This window comes from Streptococcus sp. E17BB (assembly GCF_041807725.1).
Classification (GTDB): Bacteria; Bacillota; Bacilli; order Lactobacillales; family Streptococcaceae; genus Streptococcus; species Streptococcus entericus.
The window spans coordinates 20,087-39,776 of record NZ_JBGTZC010000022.1; the positions used below are offsets into that span (position 1 = coordinate 20,087).

11 protein-coding genes and 1 tRNA gene are annotated in these 19,690 nt (G+C 46.3%); 9 read left to right on the plus strand and 3 right to left on the minus strand.

The window, feature by feature from the left end:
- Positions 1 to 156 precede the first annotated feature (156 nt).
- Positions 157 to 227 (minus strand) — tRNA-Cys (locus tag ACERC7_RS06735).
- A gap of 207 nt (positions 228 to 434) precedes the next feature.
- Between ACERC7_RS06735 and ACERC7_RS06740 the strand changes: the two genes are divergently transcribed.
- From ACERC7_RS06740 to trpX, 8 genes are all read left to right on the plus strand, one after another.
- Positions 435 to 6,257 carry a glycoside hydrolase domain-containing protein gene (locus tag ACERC7_RS06740; RefSeq protein ID WP_373666501.1) on the plus strand — a complete coding sequence of 1,941 codons (5,823 nt, stop codon included), beginning with the start codon at positions 435 to 437 and terminating at the stop codon, positions 6,255 to 6,257.
- A 194-nt stretch (positions 6,258 to 6,451) separates the two neighbouring features.
- The gene (gene tnpA, locus ACERC7_RS06745; RefSeq protein WP_373666502.1) at positions 6,452 to 6,916 is read left to right on the plus strand and encodes an IS200/IS605 family transposase; all 465 of its coding nucleotides are present in this window, start codon (positions 6,452 to 6,454) and stop codon (positions 6,914 to 6,916) included.
- Between the two features lie 243 nt (positions 6,917 to 7,159).
- Complete coding sequence (locus tag ACERC7_RS06750) at positions 7,160 to 12,913, plus strand: glycoside hydrolase N-terminal domain-containing protein (RefSeq protein ID WP_373666503.1); 5,754 nt, start codon at positions 7,160 to 7,162, stop codon at positions 12,911 to 12,913.
- A 123-nt stretch (positions 12,914 to 13,036) separates the two neighbouring features.
- Positions 13,037 to 13,813 carry a tRNA pseudouridine(38-40) synthase TruA gene (truA, locus tag ACERC7_RS06755; RefSeq protein ID WP_373666504.1) on the plus strand — a complete coding sequence of 259 codons (777 nt, stop codon included), beginning with the start codon at positions 13,037 to 13,039 and terminating at the stop codon, positions 13,811 to 13,813.
- A complete protein-coding gene (locus tag ACERC7_RS06760) occupies positions 13,776 to 14,540 on the plus strand; it encodes a bifunctional hydroxymethylpyrimidine kinase/phosphomethylpyrimidine kinase (RefSeq protein ID WP_373666505.1) in 765 nt (254 codons plus the stop codon). The genes truA and ACERC7_RS06760 overlap by 38 nt, the downstream gene beginning before the upstream one ends.
- On the plus strand, positions 14,527 to 14,991 hold the full coding sequence (locus ACERC7_RS06765) for an ECF transporter S component (protein ID WP_373666506.1): 465 nt from the start codon (positions 14,527 to 14,529) through the stop codon (positions 14,989 to 14,991). The genes ACERC7_RS06760 and ACERC7_RS06765 overlap by 14 nt, the downstream gene beginning before the upstream one ends.
- Before the next feature lie 463 nt (positions 14,992 to 15,454).
- The gene (gene trpB / locus ACERC7_RS06770; protein WP_373658365.1) at positions 15,455 to 16,633 is read left to right on the plus strand and encodes a tryptophan synthase subunit beta; all 1,179 of its coding nucleotides are present in this window, start codon (positions 15,455 to 15,457) and stop codon (positions 16,631 to 16,633) included.
- 13 nt (positions 16,634 to 16,646) lie between these two features.
- Entirely contained in the window at positions 16,647 to 17,642 is a 996-nt protein-coding gene (trpX, locus tag ACERC7_RS06775; RefSeq protein WP_373658366.1) for a tryptophan ABC transporter substrate-binding protein, read from the plus strand.
- Here the strand turns inward: trpX and ACERC7_RS06780 are convergent.
- Positions 17,635 to 18,093: a prepilin peptidase gene (locus tag ACERC7_RS06780; RefSeq protein WP_373658367.1), complete on the minus strand. Its 459-nt coding sequence runs from the start codon at positions 18,091 to 18,093 to the stop codon at positions 17,635 to 17,637. The genes trpX and ACERC7_RS06780 overlap by 8 nt on opposite strands.
- Positions 18,094 to 18,205: 112 nt before the next feature.
- Between ACERC7_RS06780 and ACERC7_RS06785 the strand changes: the two genes are divergently transcribed.
- Positions 18,206 to 18,733 carry a DNA starvation/stationary phase protection protein gene (locus ACERC7_RS06785; RefSeq protein ID WP_373666507.1) on the plus strand — a complete coding sequence of 176 codons (528 nt, stop codon included), beginning with the start codon at positions 18,206 to 18,208 and terminating at the stop codon, positions 18,731 to 18,733.
- A gap of 273 nt (positions 18,734 to 19,006) precedes the next feature.
- On the opposite strand, the gene ACERC7_RS06790 is transcribed toward ACERC7_RS06785, so the two are convergent.
- The gene (locus tag ACERC7_RS06790) at positions 19,007 to 19,531 is read right to left on the minus strand and encodes a TetR/AcrR family transcriptional regulator (RefSeq protein WP_373658369.1); all 525 of its coding nucleotides are present in this window, start codon (positions 19,529 to 19,531) and stop codon (positions 19,007 to 19,009) included.
- Positions 19,532 to 19,690: the final 159 nt, after the last annotated feature.

Here is a 19,690-nt window from a genome sequence, read left to right on the forward strand (position 1 = left end):
GTCTTTCTGTACTCCGTCATCTCAACTAATAAAGTTGATGGGGACAGGCTTTTTTTTATTGACCAAATAAAATCAACGGCTATTTATTGATAAAAAAGACGAACTCATTTTTATGAGTTCGTCTTAGCATTTGACAGCACCTAGAGGTGCACCTAGAGGCGGTAACCGGATTTGAACCGGTGATCAAGCTTTTGCAGAGCCGTGCCTTACCACTTGGCTATACCGCCATAACAGCAACTATTATAGCCTATTTTTTCAGAATCGTCAAGACCTATTTGTGTTAGTTTGTGCTAGCATCATTTGACTAGGATAAGGGGGTTAGTGAGAGGGAGGGATAATTATTTACTAAAATTTCAAGTAAAAAATTGCGTCATTTTTTATTTTATGTTATAATAAGACAAAAAATAAAAACACTTTCAAAAAAGGAGAGAAAAATGAAAGACTTATGGTCTAAAAAACAGATTTTTTCCATTCGGAAATTGTCCTTGGGTGCCTGTTCGGTTGCAATCGGTTCTGTGCTATTTGCCAATGGGGGAACAGTGTTGGCAGAGACGAGCGCAACTGAGGCAAATATTGATCCAGCCGTTGCTCAGTCTTTAGAAAAAGAAACTGCTACAGAAAAGGAGACAGCTACCGCCTTACCTGAAGGAGAAGCAGTAGAAACCTCTCCTCGTGTAGCTGACCAGCCCCTTGTTTCTAACTCACCAGCCTCTTCTCATGAACGTGAGGCTCTGATAGGCTTGTTAGCTAGTATTTCTAATGAAGATCTGTCACTCTATACAGAAGCTAGCCGAACCGCTTTTATGGGAGCCATCGAAGCAGCTCGTCAAGTTATTGCTAATGAGCAATCAACCAGCGAAGAATTGCGTGCAGCACTTGCTCAACTACACGCAGCAGCTCAGGCTTTGGAAGAAGCTCAATCTGCCTCTGAACGGGAGGTTCAGCTAACAGGTGGTGTGGTTGATACCAACCTTCAGTATACACAAGATAAATATGATACTGTTCCTTTGGCTGCACAAGGCCAGCTAACCGCTTGGCGCAACGATACAGCAACTTCTCAATTAACCATTAAGTCTGGCGAAGATGCCCTAACTAATGTTCGAGTTGAAGTGAGCGATTTTACTGACGGTACAAACACGATCAGCAAGGACAACATCACAGCACATTTTATCAAGTCAGTCCAAGCTTTCACTGGTATGCAGGGCTACGGCAGCACCACGCGTCCTATTCCAACAGGTAACCGTGCAGAAGCTAACGAGGTCATCTATCAGACGGAGCCTTTAGCTACCATGGCAGCTAATAGCCTGCAGAACGTGTGGTTGACCATCAAGGTGCCTGAGCAGGCAGTAGCAGGTCGATATACAGGTACGGTAAAAGTTCTGGCAGACCACTTAGCAACACCGCTCAGCTTTAACTATACCTTGGAAGTTGCCGATGCGACCCTAAAACCAGTGACTGACTTCAAAGATAGCTTTGATATTGAGTTATGGCAAAATCCATTTGCAGTAGCTGAGTACTACAATGTTGAGCCGTTTTCTGAAAAACATTTTGAGATTTTAAGGCCACATATGGAGCGCTATAAGGCACTGGGTGGTCATGCCGTAACAACGACCATCGTTGAGGAGGCTTGGGCAGGTCAGACTTACAGTAAAAATGAGATCAAATTCCCATCCATGATTGATTGGACCAAGAAAGCTGACGGTACCTTCAGTTTTGACTACACCAAGTTTGATAAATGGGTGGAATTTAACAAATCCCTTGGTCTCGGTGACAAGATTGTTGGCTACAGTGTGGCGCCATGGACCAATCAGTTCCGTTATTTTGACGAAGCCACTGGGCAAAAAGTGATCAGCCGCTACACCGTTGGTAGTGAGGAATACACAAAAACGTGGAATGCTTTCCTCCAAGACTTTATCGTTCATGTGGAGAGAAAAGGCTGGAAGGATCAGGTTTATATCGGTATCGACGAACGTGGGTTTGACAAACGAGCCTTTGACTTGATTGACAGTGTCCGTAGCATCGACGGCAAACCATTCAAGACAGCAGGTGCCATGGATGGCTTTGTTAACAAGCGTGAGTTAGCTATGCGAGTGACCGACCTCAATGTCGGTGCCAATGCCGTCAAGGCTCACCCTGTTGAGTTTGAAGCCTTGCGTAAAGAACGGGCGGCTCGCGGTCTTCGGACAACCATTTACACGGCAACAGGTGAGAAACCAGGGAACTTCTCTCTTAGCGCACCAGGCGAGAGCTACTGGACCATGCTCTATGCCTATGCGGTTGGTGGTCAAGGCTTCCTGCGCTGGGCCTATGATTCATGGGTGGAAAATCCTCTGGAAGATGCTACGCACAATGCCTTTGAAACAGGCGACCCTTTCCTCGTCTACCCAGATTTGAAAACCAGTGCCAACCCAGTTTCCAAATCAACCTTACGTTTGGAAAAAATGGCAGAAGGCATTCGCGATGTCAACAAGTTAATCCAAATCAAAGAAGAAACACCAGCCCTTGCTGAGCGTGTTGACCGTTTGCTCAAAACAGTCAAGGCGCAATATCCGAACAATCGCCTATATCTGACCGAAGAAGGTAAACAAGCTCTTGCCCGTGATATGCAGGCCATCAAGGATGAGATTGCGGCCATTTCCCGTGAACATGTTACCTTGAAACAAACAGGCTCAAGAGAGGTTGAGAGCATCGCTATCCGTGGCGAGGTGGCGCAACCGCTAATTGTTGGCACAAGTCGCCAACTGACTGCTGCGTTGGCGCCAACCAATCTCATCAACCCACTGGTAACTTGGACCAGTAGCAACCCATTGATTGCTAGCGTCTCGGAAACGGGTGAGGTGACCGCTTTGAAGGCAGGTCAAGTGACCATCACAGCAACCTCTAAGCAAGACCCTAGTAAATCAGCTCAGGAGACACTTACTGTTGAACGTTTGACCGTTGACCAAGCTGCTCAGGTTGCCTATTATGCCTTTGATGATACCACAAGTCCAGTTCGTGATTCATGGGGCGACCGTCATGGTCAACCAGCAACTAGTCAACTGGTAGATGGAATTTCTGGTAAAGCCCTGCGTTTGGAGCCAGGTCAACAAGTGACCTTACCTAACCTGCCGTCTCTTAACCACGACTGGTCTGTTGGGTATTGGCTTTACAACGAATCCGAAGGTGCCAACCGCCACTCTATCCTAAGTAGTACTGATGGTCAGCGCTCCCTTGATACTCGACTAGCGACAAATCGTGAAAAAGCAGGTGTGCACGTTGGTAAAGGTGCAGGAGATGTCTTGACCTTTAACCATACCGCACCAAAAGGTAACTGGGTGCATTACACGTGGACCAATAGCGCACAAGACGGTCTCAGTCTCTATGTCAATGGTCAGCTGGTGCAAACAAACGCTTGGACAAAAACACGTGACTTTATCCTCCCAGCTAATGTGATCGGTGGTAGCAATGTTAAAGGGCTACTGGATGAGCTCAAGATTTACAACCGTGCCTTGACAGGTGCCGAGGTTGTCGCTTCCATGCAGGTCAAAGGGCTCAATGTGGCTGAAACAGCTTTGGAACTCTATATCAACGACAGCCAGCAAGTCAATGCTGATCTAATTTCTGATGCTGCTGATAAGACTGTAACCTACACCATCACTGACCCAGAGATCGCTAGTGTTGATGCTAATGGTCGTGTAACAGCGCTGAAAAAAGGTCGCACAAGCTTGGTTATCGAAAACACGGCAGGTGGCTATCGCAAGGAAATCCCAGTGACGGTCGAAAAACGTCTGGAAATCCAGTACACTATTCCAACCTATAAGATGCCAGAAGCTAACTTGTCTGATGTGGAAAAGGCACCAAACACACCACGTCAGTACTTGGCTCACCCAGACATGCTCATGCTGGACGATAACCAAACCCTGCTAACAGCCTTCGTAGTTGGACATGGACGAGGACCGGTGGTCATGAAAGTTAGCCATGATGGTGGCGAGACATGGACAGAGAAAACTGATATTCCAGCGTCATGGGCAAATTCTTGGGAAACACCAACCCTCTATAAACTGAATTTCAAAGACGGTTCACAAAAACTGATCATGATTGCAGGACGACCAAACTGGCATGGCAATACCAGCGGCGGTTGGGATACTTCAATCTCCACAGACAATGGTCAAACCTGGTCAGAGTACAAACAGTTCCAGCCAACCAAAGCAGATGGTTCACAAAACTTCTCAATCGTTGCCATGTCTAGCTTGACCCAGCTCAAGGATGAGGCAGGTAACTTTATCGACAAATGGATGGGGCTATACATTGACGCTAGCTTTGTCAACTACAAAACCTACCTGACCTTCGATGAGCAAGGCAACGAGCAATGGAGTGCTCCTGAGAAATTGATTCCTGAGCACCGTGATATTGAAGCAGCAACTCAGCTGGCTGAAGTCGGCGTCTTCCGTTCACCAGACGGCAAGCGTCTAGTCGCTCTCGGTCGCTCTCAATCTCACCAACATAAGTCAACCATGTTCTACTCGGATGATGAAGGTCAGACATGGACCCGTCCAGAATTCATGCAAGGCGCCCTACAAGGGGAACGCCATAAGATTGCTTATGATCCAATTAGCGGTCGTCTGCTAGTCACTTTCCGTGAGATTACGCTGGATTACAACAAAAATGGTAAAATTGAACCAGGTGACTGGCGAGCTGGGGAATGGGTAGCTTGGGTTGGTACCTATGAAGACATCATGAACCAGAACGAAGGTCAGTACCGAATTCTTATCGCTGAGGATTGGGCACAGAACCACTTCTCAGGTGATACGGGCTATGCTGGGTTGGTTGTTCAACCTGACGGCACCTTCATCATGAACTCTTACGGTCACTTTGACAGAGAGTTTTCTGAAAAATGGAAAGGTGGAGTAACCACTGACCTCAGCTACATTAAACAAGCTAAGTTCAAGCTCGGTCAGATCGACCAAGCGCTTGGTTTGGTGGATAAAAGCCAGCTCCTAGCTGCCTTGACACCGCTTGAAGCAATTGCAGCAACTGATTACACCGAGGACAGTTACCAAGCCTTTAGTCAGAAAGTCGCTGCTGCGCGAGCCGTTCACGACAGCCTAACCACACAGCAGGTTGAAATTGATCGTGCGCTGGCTGGTCTGGAACATGTCGCAGAGATGTTGGTAAGAAAACCAGAGGAGCTAGCCGATTACAGCCGCTTGCAAGAGTTGCTATTGAGTATCCCAGAAGACCTCACCATGTATACGGACGAAAGTTTAGTTGCTCTGGAAAGTGCCATTTCGGCTATTCAGTTGGATAAAAAAGCCTCAGATCAAGCTATCGTTGATGGTTATATCTCAACTATCACAGAAGCTCTCGCTAAACTGGAGAAAAAACAACAAGTGGCCGAAGAAGACCAGCTGCCTGAAAAACCAAGCGATGAGCAAAATGATAACACCGATACCAACGCAGGAGACAACACAACCAAACCTGACATCACACAACCATCTCGTCAAATCAAGGATATTGACTCAGGTATCATCGCAGAGGTTCAAACAGCGGATGCCAAGGTGGCAGGCTTGAGAGTGGTCTTCCACAAAGAGACTGACAACCCTGAAACACCAGCCATCCTCAAAGGTACCGACTACGACCTCTTTGACATCGAGCTGGTCGACAAGGATGGTAATGTCACCAAACCAGCTGCTCCGGTTGACGTTTACCTGCCGATTGATGACGGTAAAGACGTCGCTCAGGTGGTTTACCTACCAAATAGTGACCAGAGCCAAAGCCTGTCATTCATAACAGTGACTCGTGATGGCAAGCGCTATGCTAAGTTCACCGCAGAGCACTTCAGTGAGTATGGTATTGTTTATGAGCCACAATCAACACCGGTTCCAGATCCAGACCATGTTCCGACTCCAGGAACCCCTGGTCAAGGTGGCAACACACCAGACACTGGTAATACACCAAATAAACCTGTGGACAAGGATAAATTGGCGACCGATTTGCTTAAAGCAATCGATGCATCTAACTTGACTGACGAGCAAAAAGGTGATTTGGCTGTCAAGGTAGCCTTCGCAGAAACTGAAGCTGAACTCGAAGCCATCAAGGCAGAAGTTGCTAAGCTTGTTAAGGTGGCAAGCCAATCAGTAGCTCCTGTAGCTTCAGCACCAGCAAGTAAGAAGGGACTCCCTGCAACAGGCGATGCCCACACAGCTCTAGCCGCTGTCGGCGCAACAGCCCTCCTATCAGCTCTAGGCTTAGCCGGACTGAGAAGACGAGCTAGATAAGCTAATAAAAACTAGATTGGCCATGAGCCAGTCTAGTTTTTTGATTATGTGACTTTAAGTCCGTTTCGCACCTACGGAGCGAAACAAACAACCACCCGCTATGCGGGTGCGCATCGCAGGTTATACCAAAAAAAAACTCCAAACGCGATACAATAAAGGTGTTCAAGCCTATTGTAGAGCGAAAGGAGAAAAATATGGATCAAAAAGCACATAGTTTATCACACACAAAGTGGAATTGTAAATATCACATTGTGTTCACCCCTAAGTATAGACGAAAAGTCATCTATAATCAATATCGAAGCAGTTTAGGAGAGATATTCCGCCGTTTATGTAGCTATAAAGGTGTTGAAATTATAGAAGGACATTTAATGCCAGATCATGTTCACATGCTAGTTAGTATTCCACCAAGAATCAGCGTTTCCAGTTTCATGGGCTATTTAAAAGGCAAGAGTGCTCTTATGATGTTTGATAAACACGCCAATTTGAAATATAAATTTGGGAATCGCCATTTTTGGGCAGAGGGTTATTATGTAAGCACAGTAGGACTTAATGAAGCCACCATAAAGAAATATATTCAAGAACAGGAAAAGCATGATATATCACTTGATAAACTGAGTGTGAAAGAATACGAAGATCCCTTTAGGGATAATGGCAAGTAATACCAACACCTCTTTGAGAGGTTTGTGACGAGTCAAGAGCAGTGAGGCTTGAACAACGTGAAAGAAAGCAGCATAGGCGCTGGCTGGTGATGTGGGCTTATAGCCCCTGTTCAAACCACCCGTTAGACGGGTGGTTATGATTTATTGTAGAAATTTAGTAAAAGAATTCAAAAAATGCTTGCAAAAAACCATAAAACAGGTTATTATATAAATAAAAAGAAAACGATTTCAAGGAGGCTTTTTGTGAGACAACATCTTTTTTCAAAAAAGAGTCATTTTAGTATCCGAAAACTGGGTATAGGTGTTTGTTCAGTTATCATTGGGACAAGTTTATTTGGTCAAATGACAGTGCAAGCCGATGAATCTGGTTCTGTGACTACTGACCCCGTTCCTGCTGGCAGAGCTGATGCATCACATTCTGCTGAAGCTGAAAGTAGGAGCGAAGCGCCAGCTATTGACCTTGACAATAAAGAAGAGCCGGCTACTGAGTCGATACAGGTGCAACCTGAGGTCGTCGATTCAAATCCTTACACGCTCCATTATGAGCGGCCTGCAGCGACGACTTATCAAGGATGGGAGAGCGAGGCTTTGCCGATTGGTAATGGCGAAATGGGTGCTAAGATTTTCGGACTTGTTGGGGCGGAGAAAATCCAGTTTAATGAGAAAACCTTGTGGTCTGGAGGTCCGACTCCTGATGATGCGACCTATAACGGTGGAAATTTAGCCAATAAACATGAGTACCTGCCGCAAATTCGAGAGGCGTTAGAAAAAGGTGATTTGACGACGGCCAAGCGGTTGGCAGAAACCCATCTCAAAGGTCCCTACGATGAGCAGTACGGGCGCTATTTGGCGTTTGGTGATGTCTTTATCGATTTTACCAATCAAGAAAAAACATTGGATAGTGTGACCGACTACCACCGTGATTTGGACATCAAGACAGCGATTAGTCGTACCAGCTATAAGCAGGCAGACACAACCTTTAGTCGTGAACATTTTTCGAGTTTTCCTGATGACGTTACAGTGACTCATCTCACCAAAGAGGGAGAGAAATCTCTGGATTTTGAGGTGTCAATGCGTTTAACGACAGATTGGTTGAAAAATCAAACGACTTACGACGAAAACAAACGGTCTTCCTATAAGACTGGAGAGGTAACCTATAGCGATGAGGGGATTCTCTTGTCTGGAGAAGTGACCAACAACAAAATGAGGTTTGCATCGTTTCTGAGTGTTGATACGGACGGTGAATTAACGCGTCATGAAGATAAATTATCAGTTCGTGGGGCTAGCTACGCCACCTTGCTGCTGACGGCAAAAACAGATTTTGCACAAAATCCTAAGACCAATTATCGTAGACCAGATGCCAATGTTGTCAGTGAGGTCAAGGCAATTGTTGCCAAAGCCAAGCAAAAAACCTATGAGCAGCTGAAGGAAACGCATGTAGCTGATTACAAAACCCTGTTCGACCGTGTTAAACTGAATTTGACAGACAAAGAGATGACAGCGTCAACAGACCGTCTGTTGCGCGATTACAGACCAGAGACTGGGCAAGAGCTAGAGGAATTATTCTTCCAGTATGGTCGTTATCTGATGATTACGTCATCGCGCGATCGCCTCAATGCCTTGCCTGCCAACCTGCAAGGGGTCTGGAATGCGGTGGATAATCCGCCTTGGAACTCTGACTATCACCTCAATGTGAACCTCCAGATGAATTACTGGCCGGTTTATAGCACCAATATAGCAGAGACCGCTTTGCCATTGATCAACTATATTGATGATATGCGTTACTATGGTCGTATTGCTGCGAAGGAATATGGTGGTATCGAGTCCCGAGATGGGGAGGAAAATGGCTGGTTAGCCCATACTCAAGCAACGCCGTTTGGTTGGACAACACCGGGATGGAACTACTACTGGGGCTGGTCACCGGCATCAAATGCGTGGATTATGCAGAATGTTTATGATTACTATAAATTCACGCAGGATAAAGACTATCTGGAACGGAAAATCTATCCAATGCTCAAAGAGACTGCCAAGTTCTGGAATAGTTTTCTTCACTATGATCAGGCTAGCGATCGTTATGTGTCATCGCCATCTTATTCACCTGAGCACGGTAGCATTTCTATCGGCAATACCTTTGACCAATCACTGATTTGGCAACTCTTCCATGATTACATGGAGGCCGCTGAGATTTTAGGTAAGGATGCCGAATTTGTCAAGGAGATTAAAGTCAAATTTGATAAGCTGAAACCTCTTCATATCAATAATGCTGGCCGTATCAAAGAATGGTACGAGGAAGACACGCCTGCCTTTACAGGAGAGGGGGTTCAGGCCAATCACCGTCATGTGTCAGAGCTTGTTGGTTTGTTCCCAGGTACCCTGTTTAGCAAGGACCAACCAGACTATCTTGAGGCTGCAAAAGCAACTCTGAACGCGCGTGGTGACGGAGGAACGGGCTGGTCGAAAGCCAATAAGATTAACCTCTGGGCGCGTTTGTTAGATGGTAACCGTGCGCATCGCTTACTGGCAGAGCAATTGCGTGGCTCAACCCTTACTAACCTATGGGACACTCATACGCCATTCCAAATTGATGGCAATTTTGGTGCGACATCAGGTATTACGGAAATGCTGTTGCAATCTCACACAGGCTATATTGCCCCATTAGCAGCTCTTCCAGATGCTTGGAAAACAGGACAAGTTTCAGGTTTAGTGGCGCGTGGCAATGTTGAGGTAGCCATGGCCTGGCAGGAGAAAAACCTGACCCACTTGACCTTACAAGCAAAATCAGGGGGTAAACTTCAGATTGATTACCCACGTATCGAAACGGCCACAGTGACCATCAATGGTCTGCCAGCAAGTTTCCGACGTGTTCAGGCGGATCGCATTGAAATCGAGACAACAGCAGGTGATGTGGTGTTTATCCGTGATGTTTTGGGACGTATCACTGACTTGCGGGCGGAGAGAACTGGTGAAGGTCAGGCTGAGTTGACTTTTTCACCTATTGATAAGGCTACCTACTATCGTATTGAACGTGTGGCAAGAGATGAAGCGGGTCGGGTAGCTGATACAAAAACATTTACTACGGTTGATCCGACTTATCGTGATACAAGAGTTTTGCCAAGCCATCATTATGCTTATCGTGTACAAGCTGTCTTATCGGATACCTTGAGCACAGCTTGGTCTGATCCAGCCAATATCGCCGATGTCAAACTTATTTTGGATGACCGAGACAGCAGTATACGCTACGGGGCCATTTTTGGCAACTGGGCGGACAATAGCCTTTACGGCGGTACGGAAAAATTTGGTGATTTGACAGGTCGTCAGGTGTCAGAGGCTGACCGAACAGTCATCGTCCCATTTGTTGGCACTGGTATCCAAGTCTATGGGTTGAAACACAGTGGACTTGGTAAGGCTCTGGTCTACGTTGATAACGAAGCTCGTGGAGAGCTGGATTTCTATGGAACGAGCGGTGTTCAAAAGGGTGTTCTTATTGGGCAAATTGACGGTCTAACAGATGGTGCGCATGAGTTGAAACTGGTCATTGATAACAGACCTGCTACACGTACAAATGAGCGGAATAAGATTTCTCTAGACTATTTCCGTGTGTTGACGGAGAATTCCGGAAGTTCTGAAGTCTTAGACGATAGAGATCCGAGAGTTACTTACGGTTCTGTCTTTGGTAACTGGTCTGATAATGTTCTTTATGGTGGCACGGAGAAATACGCTGACATCACGGGTAGCCAACGTTCAGAAGCAGACCGTACTGCTACTCTGACCTTTACAGGCACAGGAATTCAGATTTTTGGGCTGAAATCAACGGCCCTTGGGAAAGCGACGGTGACCATAGATGGTCAAGCTGTTGCGCCTCTGCTATTTAACAAAGCGTCTGGCGACACCGAAAAAAGTGTGCTAATCGGCGAGTACAGAAACTTATCAGACGGCGAGCATACGATAGCACTAACAGTTGCACCAGAATCAATCAACAACAGTCGTCATAAGATTTCCTTAGATAAATTTGTCATCTTGAAGTCGCCGCTGGAGCAATCTTACCCAGCCACTTTAGAAGATATCGGTGCTCAAGCGACTTATTTTGATGTGACATTGCCTACTGGAGAGTGGACGACTGTTGAGGTTTTATTGCCAGAGCAAGCAGAACCAATACGGATTCAACAAACAGCTGATGGTATTGTAGTGAGCGGAACAAGTCGTCTTGAACATGAAGCAACGGGTATTGTTCGGCTAACGTTACCACCACAACAAGTAGCAGGTCTTGTTCGGGTGGTGACTTATCAGACTGATGAAGCAAGCGGGACAGCAGTGGCTCTCTTAGCCCGTTCGGTCATGGTAGAACATGCACCGATTGATGGTGGTAGTCAGGATGGGTCAAATTCAGGCAATCCGTCAGGTGATGCAGGTCAAAATCCAGGCACACCAGGCGATTCAACTGATTCAAACACCACCCCAGGTGGTGATCAGGCTAATGGTGATAGCCAAGACAGCTCAGATTCTGACGACCAGTCCGATGATTCAAGTTCCGGGCAAGGTGGGGATACTGGTGCAGACCAAGAAGGTAAGACCAACTCAGACCATGATGATTCAGACTCTGGCAATCCGTCAGGCGAAACAGGTCAAAATCCAGGCACCCCAGGTGATTCAGCTGATACCAATACAACCCCAGGTGGTGACCAAGATAATGATGGTAGCCAAGATGGCTCAAATACTGACGACCAGTCCGATGATGCAAGTTCTGACCAAGGTGGCGATACTGGCGCCGACCAAGGCAGTTCAGATTCTAATAGTCAGCCAGGTGATGTAGATACTGACGAAGGTGGTAACACCGATACCAATGAAGGTGACACTTCAGGTACTGACCAAGGCGAACACACCGGTGCAGACCAAGGCGGTTCAGCTGATTCAAACACAACCCCAGATGGTGACCAGGCTAATGATGACAGCCAAGGCGACAACGCCGGTACCAACGAAGACAGTAGCACCGATACCAACGCAGGTGATGCTGCGGACGCTGACCAAGGTCGTTCAGATTCAGGCAATCCATCAGATAATACAGGTCAAGATTCAGGCACACCAGGTGATTCAGCTGATACCAACCCAACTTCAGGTGATGACCAGGATAATGGTGGTAACCAAGGCAGCTCAGATTCAGATGACCAGTCCGATGATGAGAGTTTCGACCAAAATGGCAACGTAGGTACCGATGAAGGTGTTAATGCAGGTGCTGACGAAGGTGGCGGTACCGACGCAGGTGGTAGCGCTGATACTAATCAAGGTGACAACACAACCAAACCTGACACCACACAACCACCGCGTCAAATTACTGACGTCAACCCTCAAACTGACTCAGGTATCATCGCAGAGGTTCAATCAGCGGATGCCAAGGTGGCAGGCTTGAGAGTGGTCTTCCACAAAGAAACTGACAACCCTGAAACGCCAGCTATCCTCAAAGGTACCGACTACGATTTCTTTGATATCGAGCTGGTCGNTGACAACCCTGAAACGCCAGCTATCCTCAAAGGTACCGACTACGATTTCTTTGATATCGAGCTGGTCGACAAGGATGGTAATGTCACCAAGTCAACTGCTCCGGTTGACGTTTACCTGCCGATTGATGACGGCAAAGATGTCGCTCAAGTGGTTTACCTACCAAATAGTGACCAGAGCCAAAGCCTGTCATTCACAACAGTGACTCGTGATGGCAAGCGCTATGCCAAATTCACCGCAGAGCACTTCAGTGAGTATGGTATTATTTATAAGACACCATCAGCTACTGCTCCGCAAGCTCCTCACCAAGGTGGAGACGCTCCGATCCATGGCAACATAAGCCGACCAGCTACAGCTCCTGTAGGTTCAGCACCAGCCTCAGCGATAGCAGGTAAGAATGTACTCCCTGCAACAGGAGATGCCCACACAGCTCTAGCCGCTATCGGCGCAACAGCCCTCCTATCAGCCTTAGGCTTAGCCGGACTGAGAAGACGAGCTAGATAAGTTAATAAAAACTAGATTGGTCATGAGCCAGTCTAGTTTTTTATTCAGATGTTTAAGCAACTTTTCTTAAGAAATCTTATTCCGACGTTGAAAATCATGGTCAGCCATGCTATAATGTTACCCATGACACGATACAAGGTAACCATTGCTTATGATGGAACGCATTTTTCGGGGTTTCAATGCCAGCCACAAGCGAGAAGTGTTCAAGAGGAACTAGAGAAGACCTTGACCAAGCTCAACAGTGGTCAACCCGTGACTGTCCATGGGGCTGGTCGGACGGATGCGGGTGTCCACGCTTACGGTCAGGTCATCCATTTTGACCTGCCTGAGGCACGGGAGGTAGAAAAGCTTCGCTTTGCGCTGGACACCCAGTCTCCTGAGGATATCGCCGTGGTCAGGGTTGAGCAGGTGGCGGACGACTTTCACTGCCGCTATGCCAAGCATCATAAGACCTATGAGTTTTTGGTCGATGTTGGTCGCTCCAAGAATCCTATGTTGAGACATTTGACAACAGCCTATCCTTATCCAGTCGAGCTAGCTCCTATGCAGGAAGCCATCAAGGATTTAATCGGCACCCATGATTTTACTGGTTTTACCGCTAGTGGAACCAGTGTGGCTAATAAGGTCAGAACCATCACGGCAGCTAGCGTGACCTATGATGCAACTAAGCACCTCTATACCTTTACCTTTACTGGTAACGGCTTCCTCTACAAGCAGGTCCGTAACATGGTTGGTACACTGCTTAAGATCGGGAACGGTCGCTTTCCTATTAGCCAGATAAAGACCGTTCTCGATAGCAAAAATCGCCAGTTGGCTGGTCCGACAGCTGGTCCTGGTGGTCTCTACTTAAAGGAGATTTCTTATGACGACGACGTACATTCTCGCCCTCTCGGGCAATGACATCTTTAGTGGGGGCGGTCTCTATGCTGACTTGACTACCTACACGGTTCATGGCTACCACGGTTTTGTGGCGGTGACCTGCCTGACCGCCCTGACGGATGAAGGTTTTGAGGTTTTTGCGACTGACGAGCAGGTCTTTGCTCATCAACTCAAGAGCCTGTCCACTGTTCCTTTTTCGGCCATAAAACTAGGGCTTTTGCCAAATGTGTCCATCGCTGAGCAGGCACTTGAGTTTGTCAAAGCTCATCAAGATATTCCAGTGGTGCTAGATCCGGTGCTGGTTTGCAAGGAAACGCACGATGTTGAGGTCTCTGCTCTGCGGGATGAACTGCTAAAGTTTTTCCCCTATGTCACCATCATCACCCCAAATCTGGTAGAAGCTGAGCTATTGACCCGAAAATCGATCAAGAACCTAGAAGACATGCAGGAGGCCGCTAAGACGCTTCACGCTTTGGGGGCGAAATATGTGGTGATCAAAGGTGGCAATCGCTTGAGCCAAGCGTGCGCTAGTGATGTCTTTTATGATGGTGACACCTTGACGGTGCTTGAGAGCCCTGTGCTTGAGAGCAATAATATCGGTGCTGGATGTACCTTTGCGTCTAGTATCGCTAGTCAACTGGTGGCTGGGCAGTCACCCTTAGAGGCGGTTCGTGCCGCCAAGGCCTTTGTCCATAAGGCTATTCAACAATCTGATGATTACGGAGTGATTCAATATGACAAAAACTAAGATCAAAACCTTGCCCCTGCTTGCCATTATCACTGCCTTGACCCTTGTCTTGGGTAAAGTCTTTCAGTTCAGCATGGCACTGGGGTTCTTCACTCTTCTTGATGTGGGGATTTACTTTGCAGCCTTTTATTTGGGCAAGAAAGAAGGGGCTGCGGTCGGTGCTCTGGCTGGTTTTCTGATTGACCTCCTCTCAGGCTATCCGCAGTACATGCTGGTCAGCCTGATTGCACACGGGGCACAAGGCTATCTGGCTGGATGGACAGGCAAGAAACGTCTACTTGGTCTGATTTTATCTGTCCTTGTGATGGTCGCTACTTATTTTATCGCTGAAACGGTGATGACCAACGTGGGAACGGCGCTGACAACAGTTGTTGGCAACAGCCTACAAAGTTTAGTTGGCATGGCACTTGGCTATGCTTTAGTGCAACTGATGAAACGTGTTGGAAATTAAACCATCGTGACACTCTCTCCTGCCCTCTTTTATTATGCTGATTTGGCTGTATGACAGACCAAATAAAAAAATAATATTTGCTATTGACAGCCTTTTCAAAGTATGATAAACTAATTATCAATCAGAAGAAGTACTCTCTATCACTACTTTCAGGGAGCTGACGGTTATTGCGAGTCAGTAGTAGGCAGGGATGAAATGGGCTGAGGTTTTATTAGAATTCTAAACAATGTGAATTCGGTGTGCACCCCTTATCGTGCAACTCCTTGTTAGAGGAGATTGAGATGATGACGCCATAGCTTTTTTGCTATACAAAAGTCTTCAACTGAGGTGGCACCGTGTTAAAGCTGATTTAACGCCCTCACGCAATAGATTTGCGTGGGGGCTTTTGCGTTGTTGGAAAAAACTAAGATTTGACTAAAAAGGTACCGTTTGGTTAAATCGATGACAAAAGGAGAGAAAAAAGATGACAACAGGTTACTTTGGACAATTTGGCGGCTCTTTTGTACCAGAGCCTATTCAGGTTTTATTGGATGAGTTAGAACAGGTTTTTAACCGTTATAAAAATGATCCAGATTTTTTAGCAGAATATCAGAGCTACCTAAAAGATTATTCAGGACGTGAGACCCCGCTTTATTATGCGGACAGTTTAACGACACATTTTGGTGGTGCAAAAATTTATTTGAAGCGTGAAGATTTAAATCACCTAGGTTCTCATAAATTAAATAATGTGCTTGGGCAACTATTGCTGGCCAAGCGGATGGGTAAAACACGTGTGATTGCAGAAACAGGAGCTGGTCAGCACGGTGTAGCCACTGCAGCGGCAGCGGCAAAATTTGGCATGGCTTGCGATATCTACATGGGAGCAGAGGATGTCCGTCGGCAACGTCTTAATGTGTTTCGGATGGAGATGATGGGGGCGACAGTACATGCTGTGGAAACTGGAACACAGACGCTGAAAGATGCGGTTGATGCCGCTTTTGGTGCATGGATGGCTGACCTTGATGCCTTCTATGTCCTAGGATCAGCAGTAGGTCCTCACCCTTATCCAAGTATTGTACATGAGTTTCAAAAAGTCATTTCTCTTGAATCACGCCAGCAATTTCTTGAAAAAGAGGCGCGTTTACCAGACTACGTTTTTGCTTGTGTTGGGGGTGGTTCAAATGCCATCGGTGCCTTTTCTGCCTACTTGTCAGATCAAACGGTACAACTTGTTGGAGTAGAAGCGGCAGGTCGCGGCTTAGATACCTCAGATCACGCTGCAACAATGACTAAAGGTCGTGTAGGAATTGTTGACGGTATGAAGACAATCTCGTTGTTTGAAGAAGACGGTTCAGTCTCGCCTGTTTACTCTATTTCAGCAGGCTTAGATTATCCAGGTGTTGGACCAGAACATGCTTACCTAAAGGAAATTGGTCGTGTATCTTATGAATCAGCAACCGACGATGAAGCGGTAAAGGCTCTCTTACTTTTATCTCGAACAGAAGGGATTTTACCTGCTATTGAGAGCTCCCATGCTCTAGCTGGCGCATTTCGTTTGGCACCAACACTCAGCTCAGAGCACACCATTCTTGTCAATCTATCTGGTCGTGGAGATAAGGATGTTGCCGCCATCGCAGACTACCTCAATAATTCATCACTATAAAAAGGAGACAATCATGAAAAACAAACGCTTAGCATTTATTTTTGGAGGGCTTTTGGCTCTTGTTGTTCTAGCCGTGGGCAGTCAGTTGCTCCGCCCGTCGTCTGAGAAGCATCAAACAGACAAGGTCAAGGTAGGGGTCTTGCAATTTGTCACCCATGAAGCATTGGATGACATTTACCGTGGCATCAAGGCTGGCCTAAAAGAGTCTGGTTACACAGAAGGTAGTAACTTGCAAATTGACTTTCTTAACAGTGAAGCTGACCAGAGCAAGGTTCAAACCATGAGTCAGACCCTAGTCAATAATAAAAATCAGGTGTTAATCGGTATTGCTACACCCGCTGCACAAGGCTTGGCATCAGCGACTAAGGATATTCCAATTGTGATGGGAGCTGTGACAGACCCAGTTGGAGCAAAGTTGGTGAAGGATTTGACTGCACCAGATGGCAATATCACGGGTGTGTCTGATAAAACACCAATCGCTGACCAGTTGGAATTGATGGCAACCTTGACACCGGGGGTCAAAACGGTGGGTGTCCTTTATTCTAGCAGCGAGGATAACTCTAAGTCTCAGGTTGAAGAATTTAAGACATTAGCTCAAGCCAAGGGTTATGATGTTATCGAATATGCTGTAGCTTCAAGCAATGACATCACCTCCATGACCCATGTGATGATAGAGAAAGTGGATGCGATTTTCCTTCCGCTTGACAATACTGTTGCCAGTGCTTTCACAACAGTTGTCCAAGCGGCCAAGGAAGCGAAAACACCGATTTATACCAGTGTTGACACGATGGTGGCTGAAGGCGGTCTTGCCTCTGTCTTCATCAACCAGTATGAGCTCGGTGTAGCGACAGGGAAAATGGCAGCCAAACTCTTACAAGGAGAGCAGGTTGCTCAGTTGCCTGTCGAGGTATTCGACCAGGGCACACCGATTATCAATGAAACGGTTGCCACGGAGCTTGGCATAACCATACCAGAACAGCTCAAAAAAGAAGCTCAACTCATCAAATAAGTTGATTTAATTGCAGCAAGATAAACTGTCCCAGTAGTAGAAAAGGGACAAAGGCAATGGGCTGCTTACCCTGTTTCGATGCCCAAACGGCCATTATCCCCATCAAAGATGCCAATTGGATAATCCAGAGAATATCACTGGTCGACAGGACAAGTGCTAGGGTACTGAGGTAGAAAAAATCACCGGAGCCAATCTTGATATCTTTGATTTCTGCTAAAATAGCCAAGCAAAACAGGATGAGACTGGTTGTATTCACTCCAGTAAAGGGCAGGATGACAGCAGTGCCTGCTAGCCAGATCCATAGTGGGTAGGACTGACTAGTTAGATCGTATAGAGCCAAAATAGCTCCCCAAAGCAATAAATAACCTTCAGCATAGGACACTTGCCCAGTTGCCAGTTGAATAAGCAGGAGTAAGCCGATGACTATAAAAAAGATATGATTTACTTTCATATCTTTTTATTCGTTTTTTGACAGGATAAATTCTTGACAACTAACTTTAAAAGCGTATAATAGTTAATGTAATCAATAATGATTATAAATAAGGAGGAGAAGGAGAACGATTATGACAATTTTATCGGTTAAAGAATTTGCGGAGCGTGTTGAGCAACTCAGTCAAACAGAATCAGGAAGACGTCCTAAAACAAAAGCCGTTTTGAATCAAGCGGTTGCTGACTTGGTAGTTGCCCGAACAATCATTCACCAAATTCACTGGTACATGAGAGGAAGAGGCTTTTTGCATTTACATCCGTTCATGGATACTTTAATTGACGCGATCAGTGAGCACTTAGATGAACTGAGCGAGCGTTTGATTACATTAGGTGGCTTTCCTTATTCGACCTTGGGAGAATTCTTAGATGTGACAACTCTTGTTGAGGTCAAAGGAGACTATGACCGTTCTGTCCAAGATCATATAGAGCGTTTGATTGCTGTTTATAGTCAATTAGCAAATCTTTTTCAAGTTGGCTTGGACGTCACTGACGAAGAGGGCGATGACCCTTCAAACGGTCTCTTTGCAGATGCTCAAGGTGAGGTTGAAAAAAACATCTGGCAACTACAAGCAGAGCTAGGTCAGGCACCTGGACTGTACTAATGACATTAAAGGGCTAGGGAAACATAGGTGTTCCCCAGCCTCTTTTATATATCCCCAAAAGTTAAGGTAAAGTGAGAGACAACGTCCGCGCCAGTTAACCGCCCTGTTAAGTTGTCAAACATAGCGTAAAAGGTAGCGTCTATCTTTTTGTAAACTTGCAAATTAGGTGATTGAATTGGGGCAACTGACATAACAAAAGACGTAGCTGTTGAGACAGTCGATGACATTTTGTAGTAACTGAAGGTTAAGTTAAATCAGCAAAGTCAGTGTTTTTTATTCAAAGAGTCGGTTAAGTTGCTCTGCCATGTCCTCAGGCGACTGGGGATTTTTCTCACCTAACCAATCACAAATCACCCGTGTGATGCCTGCTGCCACAAAGCGATTGCGGTAGTAGGTTTGCTGGTCAGGCTCTTCAAAGGCTATAGGCTGGTAGCGATAGGCTTCTAACTCGCGGAGCCCTTCTGCCAAGAGCAACTGATAAAAGCGGAAATCCGCCGCTATAAACTGAAAAAGCCCTAACAGTCCTGCTTGCCTATTCTCCTGAAACTTGGCGACATTGGTACTAGCCAATTGGGCAAAGCGCTCCTTGAGCATGACCCGCAGGACATTTTCTTTGCTACTGTAGTTACGGTAAAAGGAATTTCTTGCCACTCCAGCCCGCTCGACCAATTCGGTGATGGCAATTTTCTTGAGCGATTTCTGCTCCAAGAGAAGCAACAGAGCTGTCTCGATGGCTTCCTTGGTCAGCTGGTGGTTTTCCTGGTTGGAGCGGTGGAGGTAGTCTAGCGTCTTGGTCACGATGGCACATCTCCTTTGATTTGTCTTATCCGAAAGGCTGAATCGGTTACACTAAACTAGACAGAATTTATAAAGTGTTCTACACTAAAGAAAACAGGAGAACTCTATGTCTAGAAAAATCCGTCGTCAATTTAGTGATGACTTTAAGCAACAAATTGT

Coding starts and splice junctions, on each gene's coding strand:
- ACERC7_RS06740 (WP_373666501.1), top strand. CDS start 435: ATGAAAGACTTATGGTCTAAAAAACAGATTTTTTCCATTCGGAAATTG.
- tnpA (WP_373666502.1), top strand. CDS start 6,452: ATGGATCAAAAAGCACATAGTTTATCACACACAAAGTGGAATTGTAAA.
- truA (WP_373666504.1), top strand. CDS start 13,037: ATGACACGATACAAGGTAACCATTGCTTATGATGGAACGCATTTTTCG.
- ACERC7_RS06760 (WP_373666505.1), top strand. CDS start 13,776: ATGACGACGACGTACATTCTCGCCCTCTCGGGCAATGACATCTTTAGT.
- ACERC7_RS06765 (WP_373666506.1), top strand. CDS start 14,527: ATGACAAAAACTAAGATCAAAACCTTGCCCCTGCTTGCCATTATCACT.
- trpB (WP_373658365.1), top strand. CDS start 15,455: ATGACAACAGGTTACTTTGGACAATTTGGCGGCTCTTTTGTACCAGAG.
- trpX (WP_373658366.1), top strand. CDS start 16,647: ATGAAAAACAAACGCTTAGCATTTATTTTTGGAGGGCTTTTGGCTCTT.
- ACERC7_RS06780 (WP_373658367.1), bottom strand. CDS start 18,093: ATGAAAGTAAATCATATCTTTTTTATAGTCATCGGCTTACTCCTGCTT.
- ACERC7_RS06785 (WP_373666507.1), top strand. CDS start 18,206: ATGACAATTTTATCGGTTAAAGAATTTGCGGAGCGTGTTGAGCAACTC.